General features: G+C 66.3%; 25 protein-coding genes. 12 read left to right on the top strand and 13 right to left on the bottom strand.

Translation table 11 applies throughout. The annotated features are described in order from the left end of the window. Window positions 1-130: 130 nt before the first annotated feature. The 3 genes from ABZ789_RS03950 to ABZ789_RS03940 form a co-directional block, all read right to left on the bottom strand. Complete coding sequence (locus ABZ789_RS03950; protein ID WP_358419184.1) at window positions 131-1183, bottom strand: ferredoxin--NADP reductase; 1053 nt, start codon at window positions 1181-1183, stop codon at window positions 131-133. Window positions 1184-1300: 117 nt separating this feature from the next. After that, window positions 1301-2647, bottom strand: a complete 1347-nt coding sequence (locus ABZ789_RS03945) for an MFS transporter (protein WP_358419234.1) — start codon at window positions 2645-2647, stop codon at window positions 1301-1303. A 223-nt stretch (window positions 2648-2870) separates the two neighbouring features. Beyond that, window positions 2871-4016 carry a 12-oxophytodienoate reductase gene (locus ABZ789_RS03940; protein ID WP_358419181.1) on the bottom strand — a complete coding sequence of 382 codons (1146 nt, stop codon included), beginning with the start codon at window positions 4014-4016 and terminating at the stop codon, window positions 2871-2873. A gap of 281 nt (window positions 4017-4297) precedes the next feature. Here ABZ789_RS03940 and ABZ789_RS03935 point away from each other — a divergent pair, with 281 nt between their 5' ends. The 6 genes from ABZ789_RS03935 (at window position 4298) to ABZ789_RS03910 (ending at window position 11252) form a co-directional block, all read left to right on the top strand. Continuing rightward, window positions 4298-5185, top strand: a complete 888-nt coding sequence (locus tag ABZ789_RS03935) for an IclR family transcriptional regulator (RefSeq protein ID WP_358419178.1) — start codon at window positions 4298-4300, stop codon at window positions 5183-5185. A 95-nt stretch (window positions 5186-5280) separates the two neighbouring features. Then, complete coding sequence (locus ABZ789_RS03930) at window positions 5281-6147, top strand: alpha/beta fold hydrolase (protein ID WP_358419175.1); 867 nt, start codon at window positions 5281-5283, stop codon at window positions 6145-6147. A gap of 169 nt (window positions 6148-6316) precedes the next feature. Further along, window positions 6317-7495: a hydroxylase gene (locus ABZ789_RS03925; RefSeq protein WP_358419172.1), complete on the top strand. Its 1179-nt coding sequence runs from the start codon at window positions 6317-6319 to the stop codon at window positions 7493-7495. A gap of 34 nt (window positions 7496-7529) precedes the next feature. After that, complete coding sequence (gene bphC / locus ABZ789_RS03920) at window positions 7530-8453, top strand: biphenyl-2,3-diol 1,2-dioxygenase (protein WP_358419169.1); 924 nt, start codon at window positions 7530-7532, stop codon at window positions 8451-8453. 11 nt (window positions 8454-8464) lie between these two features. Continuing rightward, complete coding sequence (gene hsaA, locus ABZ789_RS03915; protein WP_358419166.1) at window positions 8465-9631, top strand: 3-hydroxy-9,10-secoandrosta-1,3,5(10)-triene-9,17-dione monooxygenase oxygenase subunit; 1167 nt, start codon at window positions 8465-8467, stop codon at window positions 9629-9631. Between the two features lie 154 nt (window positions 9632-9785). Further along, on the top strand, window positions 9786-11252 hold the full coding sequence (locus ABZ789_RS03910; protein ID WP_358419164.1) for an FAD-dependent oxidoreductase: 1467 nt from the start codon (window positions 9786-9788) through the stop codon (window positions 11250-11252). A 62-nt stretch (window positions 11253-11314) separates the two neighbouring features. Here the strand turns inward: ABZ789_RS03910 and ABZ789_RS03905 are convergent, their stop codons facing one another. Next, entirely contained in the window at window positions 11315-11566 is a 252-nt protein-coding gene (locus ABZ789_RS03905) for a hypothetical protein (protein WP_358419161.1), read from the bottom strand. A gap of 651 nt (window positions 11567-12217) precedes the next feature. On the opposite strand from ABZ789_RS03905, the gene ABZ789_RS03900 reads away from it, so the two are divergent. The 3 genes from ABZ789_RS03900 (at window position 12218) to ABZ789_RS03890 (ending at window position 15028) form a co-directional block, all read left to right on the top strand. Next, window positions 12218-13744, top strand: coding sequence for an MFS transporter (locus ABZ789_RS03900; RefSeq protein WP_358419158.1), 1527 nt, complete (start codon window positions 12218-12220; stop codon window positions 13742-13744). Beyond that, window positions 13731-14297 carry a TetR/AcrR family transcriptional regulator gene (locus ABZ789_RS03895; protein ID WP_358419155.1) on the top strand — a complete coding sequence of 189 codons (567 nt, stop codon included), beginning with the start codon at window positions 13731-13733 and terminating at the stop codon, window positions 14295-14297. Before ABZ789_RS03900 ends, ABZ789_RS03895 begins: the two co-directional genes overlap by 14 nt. A gap of 152 nt (window positions 14298-14449) precedes the next feature. Next, the gene (locus ABZ789_RS03890; RefSeq protein ID WP_358419152.1) at window positions 14450-15028 is read left to right on the top strand and encodes a dihydrofolate reductase family protein; all 579 of its coding nucleotides are present in this window, start codon (window positions 14450-14452) and stop codon (window positions 15026-15028) included. A gap of 23 nt (window positions 15029-15051) precedes the next feature. On the opposite strand, the gene ABZ789_RS03885 is transcribed toward ABZ789_RS03890, so the two are convergent. Together ABZ789_RS03885 and ABZ789_RS03880 are read right to left on the bottom strand one after the other, a co-directional pair. Continuing rightward, complete coding sequence (locus tag ABZ789_RS03885; protein WP_358419149.1) at window positions 15052-15474, bottom strand: lipopolysaccharide assembly protein LapA domain-containing protein; 423 nt, start codon at window positions 15472-15474, stop codon at window positions 15052-15054. 49 nt (window positions 15475-15523) lie between these two features. Then, on the bottom strand, window positions 15524-16045 hold the full coding sequence (locus ABZ789_RS03880; protein WP_358419231.1) for a flavin reductase family protein: 522 nt from the start codon (window positions 16043-16045) through the stop codon (window positions 15524-15526). A 244-nt stretch (window positions 16046-16289) separates the two neighbouring features. Here ABZ789_RS03880 and ABZ789_RS03875 point away from each other — a divergent pair, with 244 nt between their 5' ends. Continuing rightward, window positions 16290-16892 (top strand): TetR family transcriptional regulator, encoded by a 603-nt coding sequence (locus tag ABZ789_RS03875; protein ID WP_358419146.1) that lies wholly within the window; start codon window positions 16290-16292, stop codon window positions 16890-16892. A gap of 81 nt (window positions 16893-16973) precedes the next feature. Here ABZ789_RS03875 and ABZ789_RS03870 read toward each other — a convergent pair whose 3' ends face one another. The 6 genes from ABZ789_RS03870 to ABZ789_RS03845 are packed head-to-tail and all read right to left on the bottom strand — an operon-like array spanning window position 16974 to window position 21926. Continuing rightward, the gene (locus ABZ789_RS03870; RefSeq protein WP_358419144.1) at window positions 16974-18104 is read right to left on the bottom strand and encodes an acyl-CoA dehydrogenase family protein; all 1131 of its coding nucleotides are present in this window, start codon (window positions 18102-18104) and stop codon (window positions 16974-16976) included. Window position 18105: 1 nt separating this feature from the next. Next, complete coding sequence (locus ABZ789_RS03865) at window positions 18106-19338, bottom strand: acyl-CoA dehydrogenase family protein (protein WP_358419141.1); 1233 nt, start codon at window positions 19336-19338, stop codon at window positions 18106-18108. 41 nt (window positions 19339-19379) lie between these two features. Continuing rightward, a complete protein-coding gene (locus tag ABZ789_RS03860) occupies window positions 19380-20564 on the bottom strand; it encodes a lipid-transfer protein (RefSeq protein ID WP_358419138.1) in 1185 nt (394 codons plus the stop codon). Continuing rightward, a complete protein-coding gene (locus ABZ789_RS03855) occupies window positions 20561-20971 on the bottom strand; it encodes an acyl dehydratase (RefSeq protein ID WP_358419135.1) in 411 nt (136 codons plus the stop codon). The genes ABZ789_RS03860 and ABZ789_RS03855 overlap by 4 nt, the downstream gene beginning before the upstream one ends. Beyond that, window positions 20968-21375 carry a Zn-ribbon domain-containing OB-fold protein gene (locus ABZ789_RS03850; RefSeq protein WP_358419132.1) on the bottom strand — a complete coding sequence of 136 codons (408 nt, stop codon included), beginning with the start codon at window positions 21373-21375 and terminating at the stop codon, window positions 20968-20970. The genes ABZ789_RS03855 and ABZ789_RS03850 overlap by 4 nt, the downstream gene beginning before the upstream one ends. Then, on the bottom strand, window positions 21372-21926 hold the full coding sequence (locus tag ABZ789_RS03845) for a MaoC family dehydratase N-terminal domain-containing protein (RefSeq protein ID WP_241386750.1): 555 nt from the start codon (window positions 21924-21926) through the stop codon (window positions 21372-21374). The genes ABZ789_RS03850 and ABZ789_RS03845 overlap by 4 nt, the downstream gene beginning before the upstream one ends. Before the next feature lie 194 nt (window positions 21927-22120). Between ABZ789_RS03845 and ABZ789_RS03840 the strand changes: the two genes are divergently transcribed. Beyond that, window positions 22121-22897, top strand: a complete 777-nt coding sequence (locus ABZ789_RS03840) for an SDR family oxidoreductase (RefSeq protein WP_358419128.1) — start codon at window positions 22121-22123, stop codon at window positions 22895-22897. Next, on the top strand, window positions 22894-23808 hold the full coding sequence (locus tag ABZ789_RS03835; protein ID WP_358419125.1) for an SDR family oxidoreductase: 915 nt from the start codon (window positions 22894-22896) through the stop codon (window positions 23806-23808). The genes ABZ789_RS03840 and ABZ789_RS03835 overlap by 4 nt, the downstream gene beginning before the upstream one ends. A 75-nt stretch (window positions 23809-23883) precedes the next feature. On the opposite strand, the gene ABZ789_RS03830 is transcribed toward ABZ789_RS03835, so the two are convergent. After that, window positions 23884-24543 (bottom strand): GNAT family N-acetyltransferase, encoded by a 660-nt coding sequence (locus ABZ789_RS03830; RefSeq protein WP_358419122.1) that lies wholly within the window; start codon window positions 24541-24543, stop codon window positions 23884-23886. Window positions 24544-24630 lie beyond the last annotated feature (87 nt).

The following is a 24630-nucleotide window of genomic DNA, read 5'->3' as shown; positions in this document are numbered from 1 at the left end:
GCCAGATGGTTACCGAACCGGTCGCAGTCCTCCGCAAACGACATGATCGTCGCAACCTCTCGTTGAGAGTGTTGCGACGATCATGTGAACCCGCCACGGGCACCCGGGCTCTTTCGTTCGTCGGTGGAGGTCAGAAGTCGATGCGCACGTGCTTGCTCTTCGGCTTCGCCTGGCACGCAAGGATGTATCCGTTGGCGATGTCCTCCTCGTCGAGGATCGCCGACGGCGGGGTGTCGACGTCGCCTTCGACGACGGTGCACGCGCACGACCCGCACTCGCCCTCACGGCACGAGTAGGGCACGTCGAGTCCCTTGGACAGCATCACGTCCACGAGAGTGGCGTTGCGTGGCCACACGAGGTCGTGCTCCTCACCGTCGAGCTGCACCGTCACGGCGGCCGCGTCGGCGTCCGACTCGTCGATCTCGACGGCGGGGACCTCGGCGAACGGGTCACCGGACAGGGACGTGAAGACCTCGGCGTGGATCCGGTCCTTCGGGACGCCGGCCAGGAGCAGCGCTTCGCGGACGGTGTCCATGAACGGGCCGGGCCCGCACATGTAGGCGCGGTGATCGGCGAACGAGGAAACGAGGGTCGCGAGCTGCCGGGGGGTCGGAATTCCCTGCACGCTCTCGAGCCAGTGCACGACGGTGAGAGCGTCGGAGTGCCGGGCGGCCAGTTCGCGCAGCTCCTCGGCGAAGATGACGGAGTTCTCGTCGCGGTTGCCGTAGACGACCACTACGTTGCGGTTTCCGCTGTGGAGAGCAGACTTGAGGATCGACATCACCGGGGTGATGCCGCTGCCTCCGGCGAACAGTACGAGCTTCTCGGTGAGGTCGACCGGGGTGAACACACCGGCCGGCGGAAGGAGCTCTACGGTGTCACCGGAAGAGATGTTGTCGCACAGCCAGTTCGATGCATATCCGTCTGCGGTGCGCTTGACGGTGACCTTGAGGGGTTCACCGGTGTGCGGGGAACTGGCGAGGGAATAGCACCGCGCCACGGAACCCGTCCGGTCGCTCGGGATGCGCAGGGTCAGGAACTGCCCGGGTTTGTAGGTGAAGTCGGCGCGCCGGTCCGCAGGTACGTCGAACACCAGTGATACGGCGTCGGCGGTTTCTCGAACGACTGCACTGACGGTCAGCACAGTGGAGCGTGAACTGACCGGTGCCTGAACGGCTGTCATCGCAGCGGGTTCCCTTCGGTACGCAAACTTCTCGATCGTGTCACCGTAGAACGCCACCGAACGAGACGCGCGTCTCCTCCCGGTAATCGGGACACCGGGAGGAGACGCGCGTTCGGATCAGGCAGTACGTGCGGAGCGCGGGATCAGCAAGGTGATCCCCACCGTCACGACGGACAGGGCGATGAGCATGAAGCCGACCATGGTGATTCCGGCGAGCGGGGTCGCTGCGAAGGCGAGCAGCATGGTGGCGATCGACGTTCCGACGCCCTGGCCGGCGGTGCGCAGCACAGCGTTCGTGCCGGTCGTCTCGCTCGTATTGTGCTCGGGCACGGACTCGACGATCAGGTTCGGAATTGCTGTGTAGGCGAACGCGGTTGCGACCGACACCACGACGACCATCGCGGTCATGGCCACCACGGAGTGGTGCGCGGTGAGCATGACGACGGTGCCGACGATGAACAGGCCGGTGCCGAGCAGCATCGCTGCCCGAGAACCCACTGCTGCGGAGATTCGGCCGCTCAGCGGGGTGCAGACGAAACCGAACAGGGAGCCGATGAACGACAACCAGCCCGCATGGGTCGCGCTCAGGCCGAGGCCGAAGTCGCCGGTGGAGGGGGTCTGCATGATGATCGGGATGATCATGGTGACCACGCCGAGCGGTCCCGCTGCGATCGCGACCGTGGCCAGCATCGTGAGCGAGAACTTGCGGTCGGCGAACAGGCGCACGTTGATGATGGGAGAGGGTGTGCGCAGTTCCCAGCGCACCAGCATGACCAGAGCTGCGGCGCCACCCAGGATCAGACCCAGAGTGCGTGTATCCGACCAGCCCCACGCCTGGGACTTGTTGACGCCGAGCAAGACCGCGGCGACTGCGGCGGCGAAGGTGACAGCTCCGACGTAATCGACCTTCTCGGACGTGCCGGTGGGGCGACGCCACGGGAGGACGAACCAGACGAGCAGCAGAGCAAAGACCGAGTACAAGGCAGCCACGACGAAGATCATGTGCCAGCTGGCGTTGTCGATCAGCAGGCCGGCTACGAGGAGCGATGCGGAGCCTGCGGCCACGGCGGAACCGGAGATCAGTGCGACTGCGACCGGGACGCGCTCGGCGGGAAGATGCTCACGTGCGAGTCCGATGCACAGTGGCAGGATCGCGCCCGCCACCCCCTGGATCGCCCGGCCGACGATGATGCTGGTGAGGCTGTCGCCGACGGCGCTTACGACCGAACCCAGCGCCGCGACGGCGAGGAGGATCATCAGGATCCGTTCGCGCCCGTACATGTCGCCGAGCCGGCCGCACACGGCGGCGGATGCAGCGGAGACGAGGAGAAAGGCCGTCACGGCCCATCCGACCGTCGATGCATTGCTGTCGAATTCCGAGATCAGCGTCGGGATCGCTGCGAACATCATCGATGTTTCGAACGCGCTGATGATTTCGACGGCGATCAGGACCGACACGATCACCCACACCGGCTGCTGCCGGTCGAAACGGCTCCGCCCGTGGCGGGCTGCGGATTCCGAGTGGGAGAGCTCGTTGGCGTAGGACGTCACAACACATTCCAGACTCTCGGCGACCCGCTCCCGGGCCGCAGTTCCTTACCCACGAAGGGGAGTGGCTCGGGTCACTTTCTAGAGCAGGTGAGAGTCGTCCCGCGGTGTGATCTCGCTGAGCGAGACCGTGTTCGAATCAGATCAGTGCGGCCTCGTGGACCGTGCGATCGAACTCCGGCAGCTCAGCGCCGTGGCGAAGGGTCGTCGCCAGTGACGGATCGGCGAGGTGCAGTCGCCCGATGGCGATCAGATCGAATTCGTCCTCGCCGAGCCGTCGTTCGAGTTCGGGAACGTTGTTGCGCACGGGCGCGCTGCCCTGTGCGCGGCTCTCCCGCAACGATGTTCCGATTCCGACGCTGCCCACCGCCATGGAGAGAGCTCCGGTGACCTTCTTCGCCCAGCCTGCGAGCGTGAGGTCGCTGCCTTCGAAGGCCGGGATGTCGAAGCGGCGGATGCTCGCGTCGAACACGTCGACGCCGGCTTCTGCCAAGGGGGAGAGAACGGCCTTCAGCTCCTCCGGGGTGTGGGCGATCCGTGCTTCGTAGTTCTGCTGCTTGTGCTGCGAGAACCGGTAGAAGATCGGAAGATCGTCGCCGATGCGGGAGCGGATCGCGGCCACCACGGTGGCGGGGAAGCGGGTCCGGCGCTGGAGGTCTCCACCCCATTCGTCGTCACGCTGGTTCGTGGCTTCCCAGAGGAATGCGTCGAGCAGGTAGCCGTGTCCGCCGTGCAGTGCGATCCCGTCGAATCCGACTTCGACAGCGGCAGCCGCCGCGTCTGCGTACGCGGTGACGACCTCTTCGATGTCCGCGACGGTCATGGCCCGGGTGGGCCGGGATGCGCGGGCGACATAATCCTCGCCGTAGGAGGTCACGCCGGGCTCTCCCCAGATTCCGGACGGCCGCATGGGAGTGAGGGCGGGGTCGACATCGGCGGTCATCGCCCCCCAGAGGGGGCCGACGTGCCAGAGCTGAGGAATGATGCGTCCGCCTTCGGCGTGGATCGCATCGACGACGCGGCGCCAGCCTTCGAGGGCGGCTTCGCCGTACATGTGGGGTACCCGCGGATTGTCGACCGCCGTCGGGTGATCGATCGCGACACCCTCGGTGATGATCAGGGCCGTGCCGCCTGCCGCGCGCCGCCGGTAGTACTCCACGACGTCCGGTCCGGGTACTCCACCCGGCGAATGGGAGCGGGTCATCGGGGACATCACGATGCGGTTGCGGAGCTCGAGTGAGCGCACCGTCAGGGGGCGGAAGAGGGGGGACTCGGCTTCTGGCATCACGGTCTCGACTCTTTCGGCTCGTGCGGGTGACGGGTGCAGGCAGATTCGGCCCGCGACTCGGTTGTACTCACGCGCCGACCCGTGGGACAGGGACCTCCTGCTCAGTGAGACGTGCTCGGGGCCGGTCGAGGGAAAGTGCGGGCCGTACGGCTGCGCGGCGTGTCCGCTCACCGGGAATTGTGCAACAAGTCACGCACCTTGTACTCTGGTCCTCGCCCACAAGAATCAATTTCAGTTTGTTACGGCAGTGGGCGACGAGTGTTGGAGAAAGGGTGGCGATGTCCGAGTCGCAACATACGCAGGCCCCCCAAGCGCCCAAGCGTGAACTGCCTGCGTCGATGGTCGAGCGTATGACCCTCATCCTCGACGCATTCGACGACCTCTCCTCGCGACTCACACTCGAGGAAGTTGCGTGCCGTACCCGCTTGCCGCGCTCGACCGTTCACCGCATCCTCGATCAGATGGTGCGGCTCGACTGGATCGACCATGCGTCGTTCGGATACTGCCTCGGTCGCCGTGCAAAGTCCATGGGCGAGGGCGACGGTGGGCACATCCGCATCCGCGAGGCTGCGGCACCACTGCTTCACGAACTCCATATGACGACGGGCATGGTCGCCCATCTGTCCGTGCTCGACGGCCGCGATTGCGTCTATCTCGACAAGATCGGTGGGCAGCTCGCCGCAGCACTGCCGTCCCGAGTCGGTGGACGCGTGCCCGCCTACGCCACCGCCGGCGGTAAGGCTCTGCTCGCGGGGCTCGAGCCGGAGCAGGTCGACGCTCTCTATACCGGGCTGCAGCTGCCTCGGCGCACCGAGCGCACCATCACCGACCTTTCGACCCTGCACCTCGAACTCAACCGGATCCGCCGCCGCCACGGGCTGGCCTTCGAGACCGGCGAGGCCACCCCCGGGATGTCGTGCGTGGGTGCCGCGATCCGCAGCCCCGCGTCCCCTGTCGCCGCGATCTCTCTGTGCGGACCTACCCGGCCGGGGCACCTCGAACGCATCGCTCCGCTGGTCGCCAACGCCGTTCGCGACATCTCGCGCAAGCTGTACCCCGAGATGAGCGCCCCTCGGCGCAATCGGGCCGCGCGAACGTCCGAGCCTTCATGGTCACCGCAGGTGATGGAGCGGATGCTCGCCACGCAGTCGGACGGCTGGATGTAACTCGCATACGCCTGCACTCCCTCACGTCGCCCGGACATCCCGGTGATCGGGAGCGTGCGCGCGACGTGAGGGGGATCACTGGAAGCCTCGTTCCCATGACGACGGAATTGAGTTTCGAGACCACGGCGAGGGAACTGGCGACCGACCGCGGCACCCTTCGCTACCACGAAGCCGGGGAGGGCGAACCGCTGCTGCTGCTCCACGGCTCCGGGCCGGGAGTCACCGGCTGGCGGAACTACCGCGGTGTGCTCGCCGATCTCGCCGAGCACTTCCGGTGCCTGGTTCTCGAGTTCCCCGGCTTCGGGGTGAGCGACCCGTGCGAAGGACATCCGATGGCGATGGCGTCGGTGGCGGTCACCGACTTCCTCGACGGACTCGGCCTCGATCGCGTCTCGATCATCGGCAACTCGATGGGCGGCATCGTCGGGACGCAGTTCGCGATCGCGCAGCCCGACCGGGTGAAGAAGCTCGTCACCATCGGCGGAGCGGGACGATCGATCTTCGCTCCGTCGCCCGGCGAGGGCATCCGGCTGCTCATGGAATTCACGGACGATCCGACCCGCGAGAAGCTCGTCCGCTGGCTGCGTTCGATGGTCTACGACCCCGCGATCATCACCGAGGAACTCATCGAGGAGAGGTGGGCGCTGGCCACCGAACCGAAGACCCTCGAGATCGCGCGGCGTATGTACAGCAGCGCCGCTTTCGCCGCGGGTGCGAAGGCCGCTGCCGCCTCCGACGCCACTCCGTACTGGGCGCAGCTCCACAAGATCACGGCACCGACGCTGATGACCTGGGGTCGCGACGACCGGGTCAGCCCCGTGGACATGGCGATGCTCCCCATGCGCGACCTGCGCCGGGGTGAACTGCACGTGTTCCCCAATTGCGGGCACTGGACGATGATCGAAGCGCGCGACGCATGGCTGTCGGCCGTCCTCGCGTTCCTGAAGCGCGAGGACGCCTAGGCGACCGGGTGCCGGGATGTCGTCCGCCGTCCCGGCACCCGTCCAGACGGTTCCCGCTCAGTGGAAAGCCGGCAATGCAAGGGCAGTACTCCTGAGACCGTAAGCGCCGACGGAACCGACGCTCACCACGCCGTAACGGGGGCGTCACCCTTACAGAGCTGGAGAGATCATGGGACAGGTGCTCGACTCCGTTTCGGAGTTCGCTGACGAGATCCGCGCGGACGGCGCCGAGGGCGACAAGCTCATGCGTCTGACCGACCGCAGCGCCAAGCGGCTTCGTGATGCCGGCGTCATCCGGCTTCTGCAGCCGAAGGAATTCGGCGGCCTCGAAGCACACCCGCGTGAGTTCGCCGAGACCGCCATGGCCATCGGTGCGATGGACGGGGCGACGGGCTGGGTCAGCGGCATCGTCGGCGTCCACCCCTGGGAGATGGCGTTCTTCGACCCGAAGGCCCAGGAAGAGGTGTGGGGCGAGAACCCCGACACCTGGATCGCTTCTCCCTACGCGCCGATGGGTGTCGCAACCCCCGTCGACGGTGGGTACATCCTCAACGGTCGCTGGTCGTTCTCCTCGGGCACGGATCACTGCGACTGGGTGATGATCGGCGCGGCCGTCGGCGACAAGGACGGCAACCGTCTGAGCCCGCCGCAGAGCCTGCATGTGCTGTTGCCGCGGTCGGACTACCGCATCGACCACGAAAGCTGGAACGTGGTCGGTCTGCGCGGCACCGGGTCGAAGGACCTGGTCGTCGAGAACGCCTTCCTCCCCGAGTACCGCACCCTGCGCGCGGAGCGCGTCATGGGTGGCGTGGCGTGGCAGGATGCCGGACGCGACGAAACGCTCTACAAGTTCCCCTTCTCCTGCATCTTCCCGCTCGGCATCACCTCGTCGCTGATCGGCATCGCCGAGGGCGCCCTGAACTGCTACCTCGAGTCGCAGCGGGAGCGTGTCACGGTGTCCGGCACACCGATCAAGCAGGATCCCTACGTGCTCTCGGCGCTCGGCGGTGCGGCAGCGGAGATCGCCGCATCACGTGCCGCGATCCTCGAGACCGTCGATCGGTTCTGGGACCTGACCGAGAAGGGCAAGGAAGTCACCTTCGAACAGCGCGCGATCGGACGCCGCACGCAGACCGCCGCAGCATGGCGCGCGGTGGCGGCCGTCGACGAGATCTTCGCGCGCGCCGGTGGTGGCGCGCTGCAGATGACCAACCCGCTGCAGCGCTTCTGGCGCGACGCCCACGCGGGCCTGAGCCACGCCATCCACGTGCCCGGATCGATCTTCCATGCCTCGACTCTCTGCCAGCTCGGCGAAGAGCCGCAGGGCATGATGCGGTCGATGATCTGACACCACATCCACTAGGGCGAAGGAACATTCGGAAATGACGGACATCCGGGGCCTGGGTTATCTCAGGATCCAGACCACAGACATCGCACGGTGGCGTGACCTCGTCGTGGACGGACTCGGCATGGCGATCGGTACGGGGCCCGAACCCGAGGGTCTCTATCTGCGCATCGACGAGCGGCGGGCGCGCCTGATCGTGCTTCCCGGCGAAACCGACAAGGCGCTCGCCGTCGGATGGGAGGTGCGTGACGAGTTCGCTCTGCGCCGCGTCCGCGAAGCGGTCGAGAAGGCCGGTATCGCCGTGGAGGTGCTGTCGGAGGAGGAATCGACCTATCGGGATGCCGAACAGGTCATCGCGTTCGACGACCCGGGTGGCACGCGCACCGAGATCTTCTTCGGGCCGGTGCTCGATCACAGCCCGCTCGTGACGCCCTTCGGTGGCACCTTCCACACGGGCGAGGAAGGGCTGGGGCACGTCGTCCTGCCCACCGCGGCATTCGCCGAATCATACGAGTTCTACACCGAGGTACTCGGTTTCCTTCCGCGCGGAGCGACACGGCTCGGTGGGCTCTCGGCGCCGCCTCCGGTGCGCCGGGTGCGATTCCTCGGTGTCAACCGCCGCCATCACAGCCTCGCGCTGTGCCCGGCGCCGCCCGGTTCCGAGCCCGGTCTCGTGCACCTGATGCTCGAGGTCGAGACCCTCGACGCCGTCGGACAGGCCCTGGACCGGGTGAACAAGCTCGGCTTCTCGATCTCGTCGACCCTGGGTCGTCACACCAACGACAAGATGGTCTCGTTCTACGTCCGCGCTCCGGGCGGATGGGACATCGAATTCGGTACCGAAGGCATGCTTGTCGACGAGACCTTCTACACCGCAGAGGAAATCACCGCGGACAGCTACTGGGGTCACGACTGGTCGGGCTCCGAACCTCTTGCGGCGTTCACGCCCCCGGCGGGCTGATCCGGTAATCGATGGCCGACGACGTTCTGGAGGCGGTGCTGGATCTCATCCCCGGGATCGCTTCTCGCGCAGCAGATACCGACCGGATCGGTCGTATTCCCGACGACACGATCCGCGAGCTGGTCTCCGCCGGGGTGTTCCGTATGCTGCAGCCGAGCCGATACGGCGGGCTGGAGACCGAACCGGCGCGATTCTACGAAGTCGTGCGTACCGTTTCGGCGGCATGTGGTTCGACAGGGTGGGTTGCCTCCGTCGTCGGCGTCCATCCCTGGCATCTCGCACTGTTCGACGATCGCGCACAGCACGACGTCTGGGGTGAGGACGACTCGACGCTCGTCTCGTCGGCCTACGCCCCGGCCGGTCGCCTCGTGCCCGTAGATGGTGGATACCGGTTGTCGGGGACGTGGATGTTCTCGTCCGGCTGCAGATTCGCGTCGTGGGCACTGCTCGGTGCGATGATCGTCGGCTCGGAGGGCAGGCCCGTCGATTTCGTCACGGCCCTCGTGCCACGGAACGACTACACCATCCGTGATGTGTGGAACGTCGTCGGGATGCGCGGGACGAGCAGTGACGAGATCGTCGTCGACGACGTGTTCGTGCCCGCCCATCGCATCAAGAGCAATTACGAGACCTCGCAACTTCGAGGCCCGGGCCAGCGCGTGAACACCGGTCCGCTGTACCGGCTTCCGTTCGCCGCACTGTTCACCACCACAGTCGCCGTGCCCATCGTGGGAGTGGTAGCCGGTTGCTACGAGGAGTACCTGGCGGCCATGCGTGACCGAGTGCGGCTGAGCTTGGGCGGGGGACGTTTCGTGGACGACCCGTTCGCGCAGGTGGCCGTGGGACGAGCAGCATCGGACATCGATGCTGCGACGCTTCAGCTCGATCACAACATCCGTGAGCTGTGGGCACTGGCGCGGGCGGGCGAGGAGATCCCGTTGCAGTTGCGCCTGCGTACCCGGCGAGATCAGGTACGGGCCACCGAGCGGGCGATCGAGGCGATCGACCTGCTGTTCAAGACGGCCGGCGGGACGTCGCTGTTCCTCGGCGGCATCATCGAACGGGCCTGGCGCGACGCGCATGCCGGAAGCGTCCACGTCGCGAACGAACCACAACGCGCCTATGCGCTGTACGGGCGCGACGCCTTCGGACTGCCGGTCGAGGACAACCTCATCTGACCTCGAAGATGTTGCCCCGAAGAGGTCTACGTGCAGTTTCTCGAACAACGGGATTTTTTCGCCGATAAGGGGGTGGGGCACCTACGGTCCGGGGGATCACTCGATCCCTGTGCGGAATCATCCTGCCGCACTTCGTTATCGGAAGGAACTTCCCATGAGCAACATCTCGGTCCGCCCAGTGTCCGTAGGGGACATCGGGAACTGGGATCTCGAAGCCGACGTCGTGGTCGCAGGCTTCGGTATCGCCGGTGTGTCCGCAGCGATCGGTGCGGCCGAGAGTGGCGCGGACGTGCTGGTGCTCGAACGTACCGGCGGTGGCGGAGGCGCGGCGGCGTTGTCGGGTGGCATCGTCTACCTCGGCGGTGGAACACGACTGCAGAAGGCCTGTGGATTCGACGACACCCCCGAACAGATGAAGACGTTCCTCGCCGCGGCACTCGGCCCGGGCGTCGACGAAGGCAAACTCGACGTCTACTGCGAGGGCAGTGTCGGCCATTTCGAGTGGCTCGAAGCATGCGGTGTGCCCTACAAGGAGAGCTTCTGGTCGCAGCCCGGCTGGGAATGCCCCGTGGACGATTCGCTGATGTACAGCGGCGGTGAGAACGCCGCACCGTTCAATGCGCTCGTCGACCCTGCTCCGCGAGGGCACCTCGCCCAGGTGCCGATGCCGCGAAACGGTGAGCAGGCCGCCGGCTACGTGCTCATGACCACTCTGATCGCCAAGGCTGCCGATCTCGGCGTCCGCGTCGAATCCGACGTCCGGGTACAGCGGCTCGTCGTCGATGAGACCGGCCGCGTCGTCGGAATCGTCGCCACGAGGTTCGGCGACACGCTTGCGGTCCGTGCGCGCGGCGGTGTCGTGCTGGCCACCGGATCGTTCGCCTACAACGACGAGATGATGCAGACCTATGCGCCTCGGTTGTACAAGCGACCCGCTGCGACCGTGGAGGAGCACGACGGCCGCGGCATCCTGATGGCGCAGGCGCTCGGTGCTCGCCTCGCGCACATGGATGCATGTGAGGTCGCGTTCTTCTGCGACCCTCAGCTGATCGCGCGGGGCATCCTTGTCAACGGGCGCGGGCAGCGCTACGTCGCGGAGGACACCTATCCGGGTCGAGTCGGGCAGCTCACCATGTACCAGAACGACAATCAGGCGTTCTTGGTCATCGACGAGCAGTCCTACGAGGAAGGGATGGCTGCGCCGAGTTCGAGTCCGCAGTTGCGTCACCAGCCGACCTGGGTCTGCGAGACGGTCGCCGAACTCGAGTCCGAAATGGGGCTGCCCGAGGGATCTCTGACCTCGACGGTCGAGTTGTACAACCGGCATGCCGAGGTGGGCACGGACCCGGTCCTGCACAAGAAGGGCGAATGGGTGCGACCGCTCGGATCACCGATCGCGGCGATCGACCTGCGTGGGATGACCGGCGGGTTCACCCTCGGCGGCTTGCAGACCTCGGTGGACTCGGAAGTCCTTCACGTCGACGGAGACCCGATCCCCGGTCTCTACGCTGCGGGGCGCTGCACGTCCGGCCTGTCGGCCTGGGGTTACTGCAGTGGTATCTCGCTGGGAGACGGCAGCTTCTTCGGTCGGCGCGCAGGGATCCGCGCCGCGTCGAAGTGACATGAACGAGGCGAGGTGACGCGGCCGGCGCCCTCTCTTCGGTTCCGGCATCGCCTCGTGCGTCAACCGCCGAGATTCGCAATCGTCGAATCCAGCACACTCGCCTGCATCTCGAGATCGCTGTGGCTGTAGTCCTCCTGCGGTAGCCGCTCGCGAAGCTGCTCCTGGGTGAGGACGACGAAGGTGCGGTTCCGTTCGGTCCTGTCCTCGGCACCGGCCACCCGGAACCGGCCTTCGTCGAGAACGAGCGCGGCATCGTCGAGTGTGGAGTCGAGAAGATTGCGCAGGTCGTCAGCGGTCAGATGGGTGGACATGGTCGATCCTCCTGGATCGGTGGCAGGTATTTTCATCCGAACTGCTCGGGCAGGTGGAAATGCGAATTCGAATTGTCGGCCGGAACGCGTTCTTTCCCGTTCGGATTACCTGCATAATGCGTCGACGAACGGGTAACGATATGTGTTCGATATCCCGTGCAATTCGGATCGAGGAGCGCGCGAACAGTCTGCCACGGCTCAGGGGCATCATGCCGTGGCAGACTGTTCGGCACTGCAGAATCGTCCAGGGAGAACCCTTCGAACTCCCTGCGGTGTCCGGATTTACACGACGGTATCGATGAGCTGGGCGCTGCCGGTCGAAAGCGTCTGCAGAACGGCGTCGAAGTTCGTGATGAAGGCACTCAGGATCTCGGTCATCAATTCCTCCTCGTGTCGATCGGCTTCGGACCTCCGGCCCGACTACCCGGCTATTTTCCGGGCGTGGAATATGGGTACCACCCGCGCCGCGTATTAATCATCGAGCGAAAGAAATTCGAGGATCCGTTCGTTGCAGATGCAAGGTGTGCTGCTCCGGCCGGCAATCGTTGCGAAAGTTTCGGGCTCCGTATCGGGACATGAAAGAAGTCGCGATGCCAGTGCGCAACTTGTTCCGGCTCTTCAACCGCTTGAACGAGTTGTTACGATGTGGGCATGAATCAGGAGACTCTGCCTGCCGCCCCACGCGCCGGCCGCCGCGAATGGTCGGCTCTGGGAGTGCTGGTGCTGGTGGTGACACTGCTCGCTGTCGACGGCACCGTGCTGTACCTCGCGGTGCCGTCGCTCACCGCCGACATCGCACCCAGCGCCACGCAACTGTTGTGGATCGGTGACATCTACTCGTTCGTCCTGGCGGGCCTGCTCATCACGATGGGCAATGTCGCCGATCGCATCGGCCGCAAACGGCTTCTGCTCATCGGTGCCGCGGCATTCGGGATCGCGTCGGCGATCGCGGCGTTCGCGCCGAATGCCGAAACCCTCATCGCCGCCCGTGCACTGCTCGGCATCGCCGGAGCGACACTGATGCCCTCGACGCTGTCGATCGTCCGGGCGATGTTCGCGGATGCGAAGCAACGCACCACCGCCATCGCCGTGTGGTCCACCGGCGCGATGGCCGGCGCTGCGGTGGGCCCGCTCGTGGGCGGTGTGCTGCTCGAGAACTTCTGGTGGGGCTCGGTGTTCCTGATCAACCTGCCCATCATGGTGCTGGTTCTGATCGCCGGTCCGATTCTGATCCCCGAATCCCGCGGCGACACGTCCAAGAGCATCGACCTGTGGTCGTCGCTTCTGTCTATCCTGGCGATCGTCCCGGTGGTGTTCGCGGTCAAGCACTGGGTCGGAAGCGGCTGGGACGCGAGTGTCCCGGTGGCCGCGTCGGTCGGTATGGTCGCCGGCGTGATCTTCGTCCGCCGTCAACTCCGGCTGGCGCATCCGCTGCTCGACATCACGCTGTTCCGGGTGCCTGCGTTCTCGGGTGCGGTCGTGGCCAACGGCCTGGCGATCTTCGCCTTCGTGGGTCTGCTGTACTTCTTCTCGCAGTACCTGCAACTCGTGCGTGAGTACGGGCCGTTGAAGGCCGGATTGGCCGAACTGCCCACCACTCTGGCCTCGATGGTGGTCATCGCCTTCGTCGGTATCCTCTCGACGCGGCTCGGTGCCGGACGCGCGATCGCCCTCGGCCTGGCAGTCGGTGCTATCGGATTGGTGGGAATCGGGCTGTCCGCGTTCCAGTCCGCCTATTGGGGACTGGGTATCGCGCTGGTCGTGATCGGCCTGGGAACCGGGGTGGCGATGACCCTGTCGACCGACGCGGTGGTGTCGGCGGTGCCGAAGCAGCGAGCCGGCGCTGCATCCGCGATCTCGGAGACCGCCTACGAACTCGGCGTGGCACTGGGCATCGCGGTCCTCGGTTCGATTCACCTCGCGATGTACCGGTCGCATCTGGACCTGCCGGCCGGGACCGACCCCTCCGAGGCGGCAGCAGCGCAGGCCTCGCTCGCCGTGACCGTCGAGACCGCCACCGATCCGGTGGTCGTCGAACACGCCCAGATCGCGTTCGCCACCGCAGTACAGACCACCTCGTACATCGCAGCGGCGATCCTCGTGATCTCGACGGTAGTGGCCTGGCGGGTCATCCCGTCGTCGAAGGAGATCGAGGTGAGTACTCGTGGAGCGCACTGAGCAGGTGGTCACCAGGGACAAGGAACGCACCCGCCGGGCGATCCTCGACGCCGCGGAGAAAATGTTCTCCGAACACGGTTCCAAAGCCAGCCTCGCCGAGATCGCGAAGGCGGCAGGGGTGACACAGAGCGGACTGCGGCACCACTTTCCGACTCGGGAGTCGCTGCTCTACGGGGTGGTCGAGCACAGCATCGAGCGGACGTGGGCCGAGGTCCACTCGTGCGTCGACCTCTCCGAGAACAGGCCGGGAAAGCTGCTGCGCGGCTACGTCCGCGCACTGACAGGCGACAGCGAGTACTTCGCGAACGTTCTCGACCCCTCCGGGCTCAGTGCCGCGCTCGGCAACCTGCCAGGACTCGAGGAACTGTTCGCACGTGATGCCGAGAAGTTGCGGGCAGCCCTCGCCGCCGACGGCATTCCGTATGCACGTGCGCTGGTCGTTCAACACGCCGCGGAGGGACTCGCGGTCGCGCGATCGAGCCCATATCTCACCGACGAGGCGCTGGCGCTGGCACGAGCAGAACTGCTCGCGATGACCGAAGTGGAGGCATAGAGCGCGCGGTCCGCCGGGAGCGTCGTTCGGACGGGTGCGTCGCCTCGCCGAGCCGGCCGATGAGTTCGCGCCGCCGTAGCGGTCTCTACCGACGACCACAACGAGGCCGTTCTCCGACGAGCGCGGGATCGGAACCCGGACAGGAGTAGAGGATGGGCAAGGTCGCTTGGGGATTCACCTGTTCGATCGACGGTTTCATCGCCGGACCCGGTCATGACATGAGTTGGATGTCCGCCGCGGAACCGCTGGCCGAGGGAACCACGGAGCGCATGGCGGGAGACGTCGCAGTGATCATCTCCGGCCGGGCCGGTTACGACGCGGCCGAGGCGCAGAAGGAGGAGCGGGACGGGACGACTTCCGAGGCGTACGGGGGTGCCTGGTCGGGGACCGAGTTCATCCTGACCCACCGCCCGGAAGAACTCGCCGACGACCCCGACGTCATCCCGATGAACTGCGATGTGGTCGAGGCGATCCGTCGCGCTCGCGAGATCGCAGGTGACCGGGATGTGCAGATCATCAGCGCCGACATCGCCCGGCAGGCGCTCGAACACGATCTCATCGACGAACTGCAGGTTTTCGTGGCGCCGGTCTTCCTCGGTGACGGTGTTCGCATCTTCGATGTCCCGGGCGGTCGACGGATCGACTGGGAACTGGTCGACATCTACGAGGACAGTCCGCGGAGTTTCGGCCGCACCTACCGCCCGAAAGGACGCCGACCCTCCGATTCGTAGAACGCAGCGGTACGACGCAGTCGTCAGGGCGTGCCTCGCGGTTTGGCACCGAGTGTGCGTTGCCTGTTGGCGGCGTGGCGGAGTTGCAGGATCCGGAGACCCCCTGACAAGCCGACGATCACCGCCCCGGCGAGTGCGGCGAACAGCAGTGCCACTCCCAGCGGCAGCGAGAAGTCCCACGCGAACAGTTCGAGAGTGACGCTGTCGAGATTCTGCAGAATGAACACCAGCAGCAACAGCAGAACGAGAATTCCGATCACCAGGGCAGTCCAGAGTGCCCCGGTGCGGGTGCGCCGGATGCCCTTGCCTCGGGCGAGATCAGGATGCAGGTCGGCGGCAGCGTCCGGATCCGGCGTCGTGCCGGACGGCGGTACAGGGTTGCTGCGCGGTGATGATGACGAGAAGTCGGGGTTCGGGTCGTCCGGGCCCCTCGAGGTGGTCGACATGTTCGGTCGGGTACCCACACTTCGTTCCCGCTATCCCGATCCCGGGTGGTTACCGGCCGTCGAGTCCGAACGCTCCGCGGTAGAAGACCATCGGGCTCTCGTCACCCAGGCACTCGAGTTCGGCGACGCGACCGATGACGACATCGTGGTCACCGGCTACGTGAACGTCCTCGACCGAGGCGTGCACCCGCATGAGAACACCTGGCAGCGACGGAGTGCCCCAGCGGGAGAGTTCCCAGTCGAGGCCGTCGAACTTCAGACCGCGACTCGACCCGAAGCGCGAGCACAGGTCGGTCTGGGCAGCACCGAGCACGTTCACGGTGAACCAGCCGGTGCGGCGCAGTCGCGGCCATGCGCGCCCGCGGTGATCTGCGCAGAACAGCACGAGGGGCGGTTCGAGCGAGACCGACGCGAACGACTGGCACGCGAAGCCGGTGGGGCCGTCCTCGTCGAGGCCGGTCACTACAGTGACGCCGCTCGCGAACCGGCCCATGGCGCGCCGCATCTCGTCCGGGCTGGGCACGTCGATGTCGAACGCGGCTTCATGGGGGGTGGGTATCCGGGTCTGCATGGTGCTCACTCCGATTCGCTCTGGTCGCTGCCTGCGGCGACGTCCTTCGAATCGAGCGTATGGGTGACCTGCAACACCCTCGGAACGGCTTCTCGCTGAGTGGACTTCCTGCAGCCGCGCCGCCATTCCGGGGTGTTTCGAGCCGATGATCCCACCGTTCGGGACTGCGGGAAATCCACGATGTGACAATCTGCCCGGGATGCGGTGCAGAATCGTTGCGCTGTCATCGTGGAAAGGGGAACCGGTGCCCAGAATCGGCAAGGCACGGGACGGAGCCGAGCCCACCTCGGCCGAGCAACGGCGACGGCAGGTGCGGATCCTGGAGGCTGCAACGCGCCTGGGATCCGAACACGAACTCGCACGCGTGCAGATGACCGAGGTCGCGAAGTGCGCCGGAGTGGCGATCGGCACCCTGTACCGATACTTCCCGTCGAAGACGCATCTGTTCGTGGCGCTGCTCCTCCATCGCCTCGAACTCGGTGCGAACCGGCTTCCCGAGCGCACACCGGGGATGAGCCCCCGGGACGCGATCACGGAGGTGCTGATCGAAATGACCAGGAGGTTCGTCGATCGACCTCGCCTTGCAGCCGCGATGCTGCTGTCCAACAGCACCGCTTCGGCGGCGGTAGTGCCGGACTCCGTCGAAGTGAGACGGACATTCCTCCGGATCCTGTTCGAGCGGGCGGGACTCGACCGCCCGACCGACCAGGATCGCGATGCCCTGCGGTTGCTGTCGATGCTGTGGTCCGGGCTGCTGGTGACCTATCTCAACGGCGGGGCGTCTCTCGAGGAGACCGAGGAGGATGTACGGAGTAGCTGCGAACTGCTGCTCGCCCACCTGTCGTAACGGAGAACGGATCCGAAACGACACGAGTCCCTTTCCGCCTTCGTGTGGGGAAAGGGACTCGTGTCGTTTCCGGCTACCGGGTTATCCGGCTGCCCCGATCGGGGGTGCGCTGTCGAGGACGTCCCCGAGCGCCGCTGCGGTGGCCTCGGCACCGCCGAAGGTGAATGCCAACTGCCGTCCCCACAGGAAATAGCGGTGGATGGGGTAATCGATGTCGGCACCGATGCCGCCGTGCAGGTGCTGACCGGTCAGGCCGACACGCACTCCGCCGCGGGACGCCCACCACTTGGCGACGAGTGCCGCGGACTCGGCTTCGTCCTCCCGTCCGACATCGAGCAGCCACGCGGCCTTGCGCATGGTGAGACGGATTGCTTCGGTGTCCAGGTAGGCGTCGGCCGCGCGCAGGGCAACAGCCTGATTCGTCGACAGTGGCCGGCCGAACTGGACGCGCTCGGAGGTGTACACCGCCGTCGCACGCAAGGTCTCTTCACACACCCCGAGCTGAACCGCAGCAAGGGCGATGCGAATACGGCGCCGGGTCCAGGCCGCGATCTCCGCTCCGTCACCGGGCAGGACATCCTCGGCTCCGATGTGCACGTCCGAGAACCGCACGGCTGCCTCGGCGCCGCGTCCGGTCACGGCCACCGGGACGGCCTCGACACCGGCCGCATCCACCGGTGCGACCACCACGGCGACCGAGTCGTCGTCGCACTGCACAGGGACGACCACCCCGGCGATGATGGGAGCCCACGGGACCGACGGGATCTCACCGCTGATGACGAGGTCGTCGCCCTTGCGGATCGCGGTCACGCTCGGGCTTGCTCCGGGCGTGTCGTCGAACGCGCCGGTCAGTACGACGGAGCCCTCGATGAGGTTCGGGACGTAACGCGCCACCTGGGTCTCCGTGCCGAACTGTGCGATCGGGAGAGCCGCACCTGCCACCGCGGCCCACACGGGAACGGGGGCTACGCGACGGCCCTGCTGTTGCAGGATCGTCGTGAGCCCGAGCATGCCCATGCCGGCACCTCCGGAGGATTCGGGCAAGGCGAGGCCGAGAAGACCCGAGTCGGCGAGTGCCTTCCACAGGGTGGCGTCGAAGCCGCCTTCGTTGCGCTCCACCTCGACCACACGCTCGACCTTGGCCAGGGAACCGAAGACCTGCGATGCAAGGTCCTCGACCGCGGTCAGGTCGTCATCGAGCTCGAATTCCATGTCAGCTCCTCGTCTCGGCAGGTGCCTTCACTGCCGTCTGTGCCGTCGCATCGGGACGCCTGCGGGCGCCCAGGGTCATTCCGAGGGTCTTCGCAGCCACGATCTCGCGCATCACCTCGTTGCTGCCGCCGCCGAAGGTGTTGTTCTGCGCGCGTCGGCCGAGAGCTTCGACGCGGCCCTCGATCGCCGCACCGTAGCTGCCGGGGCGCAACAGTCCGCGAGCGCCGAGAACTTCCTGCAACATGCCGTACGCCGCGACGACACCTTCGGTGCCGAAGACCTTCGCGGCGGCGGAATCACCACCGTCGAGAGTGTTGGCAGCGATGTCCGACACCAGACGCAGGTTGACGAGGTCGGTCGCCGACAGCAGTGCGTAGACCTCGGCGAGGGTCGTGCGGACCCACGGCACGTCGAACAGCACGCCGGGACCGAAAGGTTCCTGCTTGGCCCATGCGAGGACCTCGTCGTACATCTCGTTGGCGATGCCGCCTCGTGCTGCCAGTGCGACACGTTCGTGGTTGAGCTGGCTCGTGATGAGGGTCCAGCCGCCGTTGAGTTCCCCGACGACGTTGCTCAGCGGGACCCGGATGTTCTCGTAGTAGGTCACCGCGGTGCTGATGCCACCGACGGTCTGGATCTCGGTGGCGGAGAAGCCGGGCGACGAGGTGGGCACGAGCACCACCGAGATGCCCTTGTGCCGAGGTGCGTCAGGGTCGGTGCGGACTGCGAGCCAGATCCAGTCGGCGAAGATCGCAGAGCTAGTGAACAGCTTGTTGCCGTCGATGACGAGTTCGTCACCGTCGACGCGCGCCCGGGTCTGGAGCGCAGCGAGGTCGGTGCCGGCGCCCGGCTCGGTGTAGCCGATCGCGAACTTCAGGTCACCGGTCAGGATCTTGGGGAGGAAGAAGTCCTTCTGCTCCTGGGTGCCGTACTTCATCAATGCCGGGGCGACGGTGTTGAGGGTGACCAGCGAGATCGGTGCACCGGCCCGGATCGCCTCGTCGTAGAAGACGTACAGGGCTTCGGGATCCTCCCCGCGTCCGCCGTACTCCTCGGGCCATCCGAGGCCGAGCCAGCCGTCGGCGCCCATCTGCCTGTAGATCCGGTCGAAGACCGGTCCGCCCTCGGTCTGGTCGACGAGGGCACGTCGATCGTCGTCGTCGATGATGCGGGCGAAGTACTCTCGCAGTTCGGTGCGCAGCCGCCGTGACTTGTCGGACAGCTCGGGGTGCATGTGGTCTCCTGAGAAGTGTTCGGGGGCCTGGGGTTACGGGCCTAACGGTCGGCCGAGAGGACGATCGCGCTGTGTGGAACCGGCGATCCGCCCGTGACGAGGACGTTGTCGAGCGTCTTCGTCGGCTGATTCACGGAGGTGCCGCGGATGAGCCGGACACCTTCGGCGATGCCGTTGACACCGTGGATGTAGCCTTCGCCGAGCTGTCCGCCGTGGGTGTTGACCGGCAGGCGGCCGTCGATCTCGAGATTTCCTTCGGCGACGAAATCCTTTGCCTCACCTCGACCGCAGAAGCCGTACTCCTCGAGTTGGAGCAGCACCATGGGGGTGAAGGCGTCGTACAGGATCGCGGCGTCTATGCCCTCCGGTCCGAATCCGGCCTGCGCCCACATCTGCCGGGCGACCAGTTCCACTTCCGGCATGACGTCGATGTCGTCGCGGTAGTAGCTGCTCATGGAGATCTGCTGGGGCCCGACGCCCTGTGCCGCGGCGGTGATGATCGCCGGAGGGTGCGGAAGATCCCGTGCGCGTTCGGCACTCACGATGACCAGTGCCTGTCCGCCGTCGCTCTCCTGGCAGCAGTCGAGGAGGCGCAGCGGGTCGGCGAGCATTCGGGAGTTCTGGTGGTCTTCGAGGGTGATCGGCCGCTCGTAGAACCAGGCCTTCGGGTTGTTGGCCGCGTGCTTGCGGGAGAGCACCGAGACGCGACCGAAGTCCGCACTCGTGGCGCCGTACTTGTGCATGTAGGTGCGGGCCAGGAACGCTTCCTGCTGCGCGGGGGTGAGCAGACCGTACGGGTTGATCCAGTTCCGGTATTCCTGGTCGGTGCTCGAGTTGTAGGCGAACGGCGGCGGCCCCGAGCCGAAACGGTGACCCGAGCGCTCGTTGAACGCACGGTAGACCACCACGACGTCGGCTACTCCGCTCGAGACGGCGAGTGCCGCCTGCTGCACAGGTGCGCAGGCGCCGCCACCGCCGTGCGGAATCCGGCTGAAGAACTTCAGTTCCGGGATGCCGAGGGCGCGGGCAACGGCGATCTCGGGATTGGTCTCCATGGTGAACAGCGCGAAGCCGTCGACCTCTTCGACTCCGATCTGCGCATCCTCGAGGGCTGCGAGGACCGACTCGCACGCGAGTTGCCACTCGCTGCGGCCGGAGTTCTTGGAGAATTCGGTAGCTCCGATGCCGGCGATAGCTGCGGCTCCGGAGAAACCCTTGACGGTCATCGTGTCGTCCTCTCGTACGGCTCCACGACGACCTCGGCGGTGACGTGGACGCCCCTGCTGTTGCGGCCCTGCACCTTCAGGGTGACCCTCGTGCCGTCGACCGCGGTGACCTCGCCGTTCATGTGCATGGGGTCACCGGGGAAGCAGGGCACACCCAGGCGCAGCGACGCGCGGCGGACCCGCGCCGACGGTCCGGTCCAGTCGGTGACGTAACGGTCGACGAAACCGTTGGTGGCGTTGATGCTCATGAAGACGTCCGGGGTTCCGCGTCCGAGTGCGGCATCCGGATCGTGGTGAACATCCTCGAAATCCTGCGAGGCGATCGCGGTGGCCACGATGGTCGTGCGATCCATGGGCAGTACGAGTTCGGGAAGTTCCTGTCCGACAGTGCATTCGGTCAGGTTCATGCTTGTCCTCCGGGCTTGCGCAGCTGGGGCAGGATCTCACCGTGTGCGTGCTCGGAGAATCCCACCTCGAGTTCCATGCCGATTTCGAGGGTGTCGTGGTCGACGCCCGCGATGTCGGCGACGATGCGGATTCCTTCGTCGAGGTCGATCAGCCCGACAGCGAGCGGATACTCGAAGGCCGGATCCTGGGGATGGTGGATGATCGTCCAGCTGTGAAGCGTTCCACGACGGGAGGATTCGACGGTCTTCCACTCGAACGAGCGGCACGCGGGGCACGCGGGACCCGGCGGATGGCGGAGAGTGCCGCAGTCACTGCACTGCTGAATCTCGAGTCGGCCCTCACGGACGGCGTCGAACCAGAACTGGTTGTCCTGGGTGATGGTGAGCCGGGGGACGGCGGTCATCGCGTCTCCTTGTCGGTGTTCGGATTGAACCGGAGCATCCGGAAGCGTTCCTCGGCGACGAGTTCGCCGTTCTGATCCTCGTAACGCTTGTACAGCGTGAAGAAGCGGCCGTCGCCGAGACCCGTTCGCTTGACCTCGGATACGGACTCGATCGTGTAGTGAGCGGTGATGTGGTCGCCCGGAACGAGTTCGCGGTGGTAGTCCTGCTCGACGTTGGTCGCGACGACGGATGTGAAACCCTCGCGGTCCAGGTCGGCGAGCATCCGGGAGTACGCGAAGTCCTCGACGACACCCTCGGCGCGCTTGCGCTGGACCTCCCGCCAGCGGCGGTAGCCGGCCATGATCCAGGTGGAGATCATGGCGGGCGGGCAGACGATCGAATCGCGCCCGGTCTCACGGGCAGCCTCGGCGTCGACGTAGATCGGGTTGAAGTCGTCGTGGGCTTCGACCCAGTTTCGGATCATGGCGTCGTTGACGACGTAGCGAGCCACGCGGGGCGGTTCGGCCACCTGCCCGACGTATTTCTCGTAATCCTGCTCGACGGTCTGCATGGCCCAATCACTCCTCTTCGGCACGCGCGTTCGTCGCCACGCTAAGTCGGGCCGACAAGCAAGATTTCTCGATTCCCACTGAGCAGGAGCGTGGCGGAGGACACGGGGAGCCGGTACCGAACCAAGCGATTGCTTGGTAAGTTGTCGGCGTGAGACCCGCGCATCCTGCGGGGTGAACGACGTGGAGGCAGCGAATGGATCTGGGACTCGACGGCGCGGTCGTGCTCGTCACCGGGGGGATACGAGGAGTCGGGGCAGGTATCACCAAGGTGTTCCTGCGCGCCGGCGCGACAGTCGTGACATGCGCACGCAACGAGCCCGAACAGCCTGTCGAAGCAGACGGACGGACCGCGGAGTTCCTGCCGTGCGACGTCCGCGACGCCGATCAGGTGAATGCTCTGATCGAGACCATCGTGGACCGCCACGGCCGGCTCGACGCCGTGGTGAACAACGCCGGCGGGTCGCCGTACGCGCTGGCGGCCGACGCCAGCCCGAAGTTCCACGCCAAGATCGTGGAGCTGAACCTGCTGTCCCCGCTGCTGGTCGCGCAGGCCGCCAACGCGGTGATGCAGAAGCAGGACACCGGAGGGGCGATCGTCAACATCTCGAGCGTGAGCGGATCGCGCCCCTCGCCGGGGACCGCAGCCTACGGTGCGGCCAAGGCGGGCGTCGACAGCCTGGCGCAGTCGCTCGCCGTCGAGTGGGCCCCCAAGGTGCGGGTGAACTCCGTGGTGGTCGGCATGGTCGAGACCGAACAGTCGCACCTGTTCTACGGAGACGAGGCAGGTGTCGCCGCAGTCGGCGAGACCGTCCCGCTGGGTCGGCTGGCCCAGCCCGAAGACATCGGCAACTGCGCCGCATTCCTGGCCTCTCCGCTGTCGGGCTACGTCAGCGGATCGACATTGACCGTCCACGGCGGCGGCGAACGCCCTGCCTACATGGCAGCGGCCCGAACGAAGGAGACGAAGTGAGTGGACTGATGGACGGGCGCGTCGTCATCGTGACCGGCGCCGGACGTGGCCTGGGCCGCGCCCACGCCCTTGCCTTCGCTGCGGAGGGAGCGAAGGTCGTCGTCAACGACATCGGTGTCGGCAGCGACGGAACCGCCACGGGTGAGAGCCCCGGCGAGCTGGTCGTCGAAGAGATCCGGGCGGCAGGCGGAGAAGCCGTCGTCAACGGTGACGACGTCGCTGACTGGGCGGGTGCCGAGAACCTCGTGAAGACGGCGCTCGACAGCTTCGGCCGGCTCGACGTGCTCGTGAACAACGCGGGCTTCCTGCGCGACCGCATGCTCGCCAACATGAGCGAAGAAGAGTGGGACGCGGTCATCCGGGTCCACCTCAAGGGCCATTTCGCGCCGATGCGTCACGCCATGAGCTACTGGCGCGCCGAATCCAAGGCCGGCAATCCCGTGGATGCCCGCATCATCAACACCAGTTCCGGTGCAGGCCTGATGGGCAGCATCGGCCAGGGCAACTACGCCGCGGCCAAGGCCGGCATCGCGACCCTCACGATCCAGGCCGCAGCCGAATTCGGCCGCTACGGCGTGACGGTCAACGCGATCGCGCCGTCTGCGCGGACCCGCATGACCGTCGGTGCCGGGGGCGCGATGGCCGAGATGATGGCCGCGCCCGAAGAAGGCTTCGACGCCATGGCTCCCGAGAACGTCTCGCCGCTCGTCGTGTGGCTCGGCAGCGCCGAGTCGAAGGACGTGACCGGCCGAGTGTTCGAAGCCGAGGGCGGCAAGGTCTCGCTGGCCGACGGATGGCGCCACGGGGAAGCTGTCGACAAGGGCGACCGCTGGGATCCGAAGGAACTCGGACCCGTCGTCGAGAAGCTCATCTCGTCGTCGCAGCCGCCGACGCCGGTCTACGGAACGTAGGAACGAACACATTCGGGCACGTGCTCGGGGCGGCGATGGGGCCGTCACGAGCACGTGCCCGATGCGTAGCAGCGGTCAGACCGGCGTGCGGACGATCAGCGTGGAGCCGGGGAAGTACGCGGCGAGCTCGGATCGGGCCTGCTTGAGAGTGGCGGTGCCGTAGCCCTGCTTGCGCGCATCCGGATGCACCCAGATCCGCACCTCCACCTCGTTGCCGGACAGTTCTCCGAACGCGAATCCGACCGGTTTCGGCTCGTCGCCCGACAGGTCTTCGGCGACGAGCCACATGCCCGACTCGTCGTCCATCAACTCGGTGCCGCGCCGACGTTCGGATTCGACCTTCTCCTCGCTGTCGTCGCCCAACTGGTCGGCGCAACGCGCCTTGAACAGTGCGGTATCGACAGCGTTGTGGGAGATCGGCCGCAGCCGGAAGTGTGCTCCGGTCGAATAGGGCCGTGCCGCGGTCGTCCACTGCAGTACCGCGTCGAGATCGTCGAGTTCTTCACGGATCTTCTTCCGTTCCGCCTGGGTCAGGCGGCGGAACGGAAGATTCAGCACAGCTTCCGCGCAGAAGTCGTCGGTGTCGAGCAGCGCAGCGATTTTCGCGACGGCTTCGGCCCGGTCGTTGCTGTCGACGATCACGTCGAGCACCTCGTGGCGTCGTTCGAGCGCCCGAAGCAGCGCCGCTGCGATCTCCCGCCGATCGAGCGTCTTGTCGTGGTTCGTCGTTGCCATCGTGCGACATCCCTTCGTCGAGAACCTGGACGTACGGGACTCAGTATTCCCGCACGGGACCATCCCGGCGAACCGTGCCGGCCGGGA

This window comes from Rhodococcus sp. NPDC047139 (assembly GCF_040643435.1).
Classification (GTDB): domain Bacteria; phylum Actinomycetota; class Actinomycetes; order Mycobacteriales; family Mycobacteriaceae; genus Rhodococcus.
Note: the sequence above shows the minus strand (reverse complement) of the source record. Positions and strands in the feature narration are given on the sequence as shown.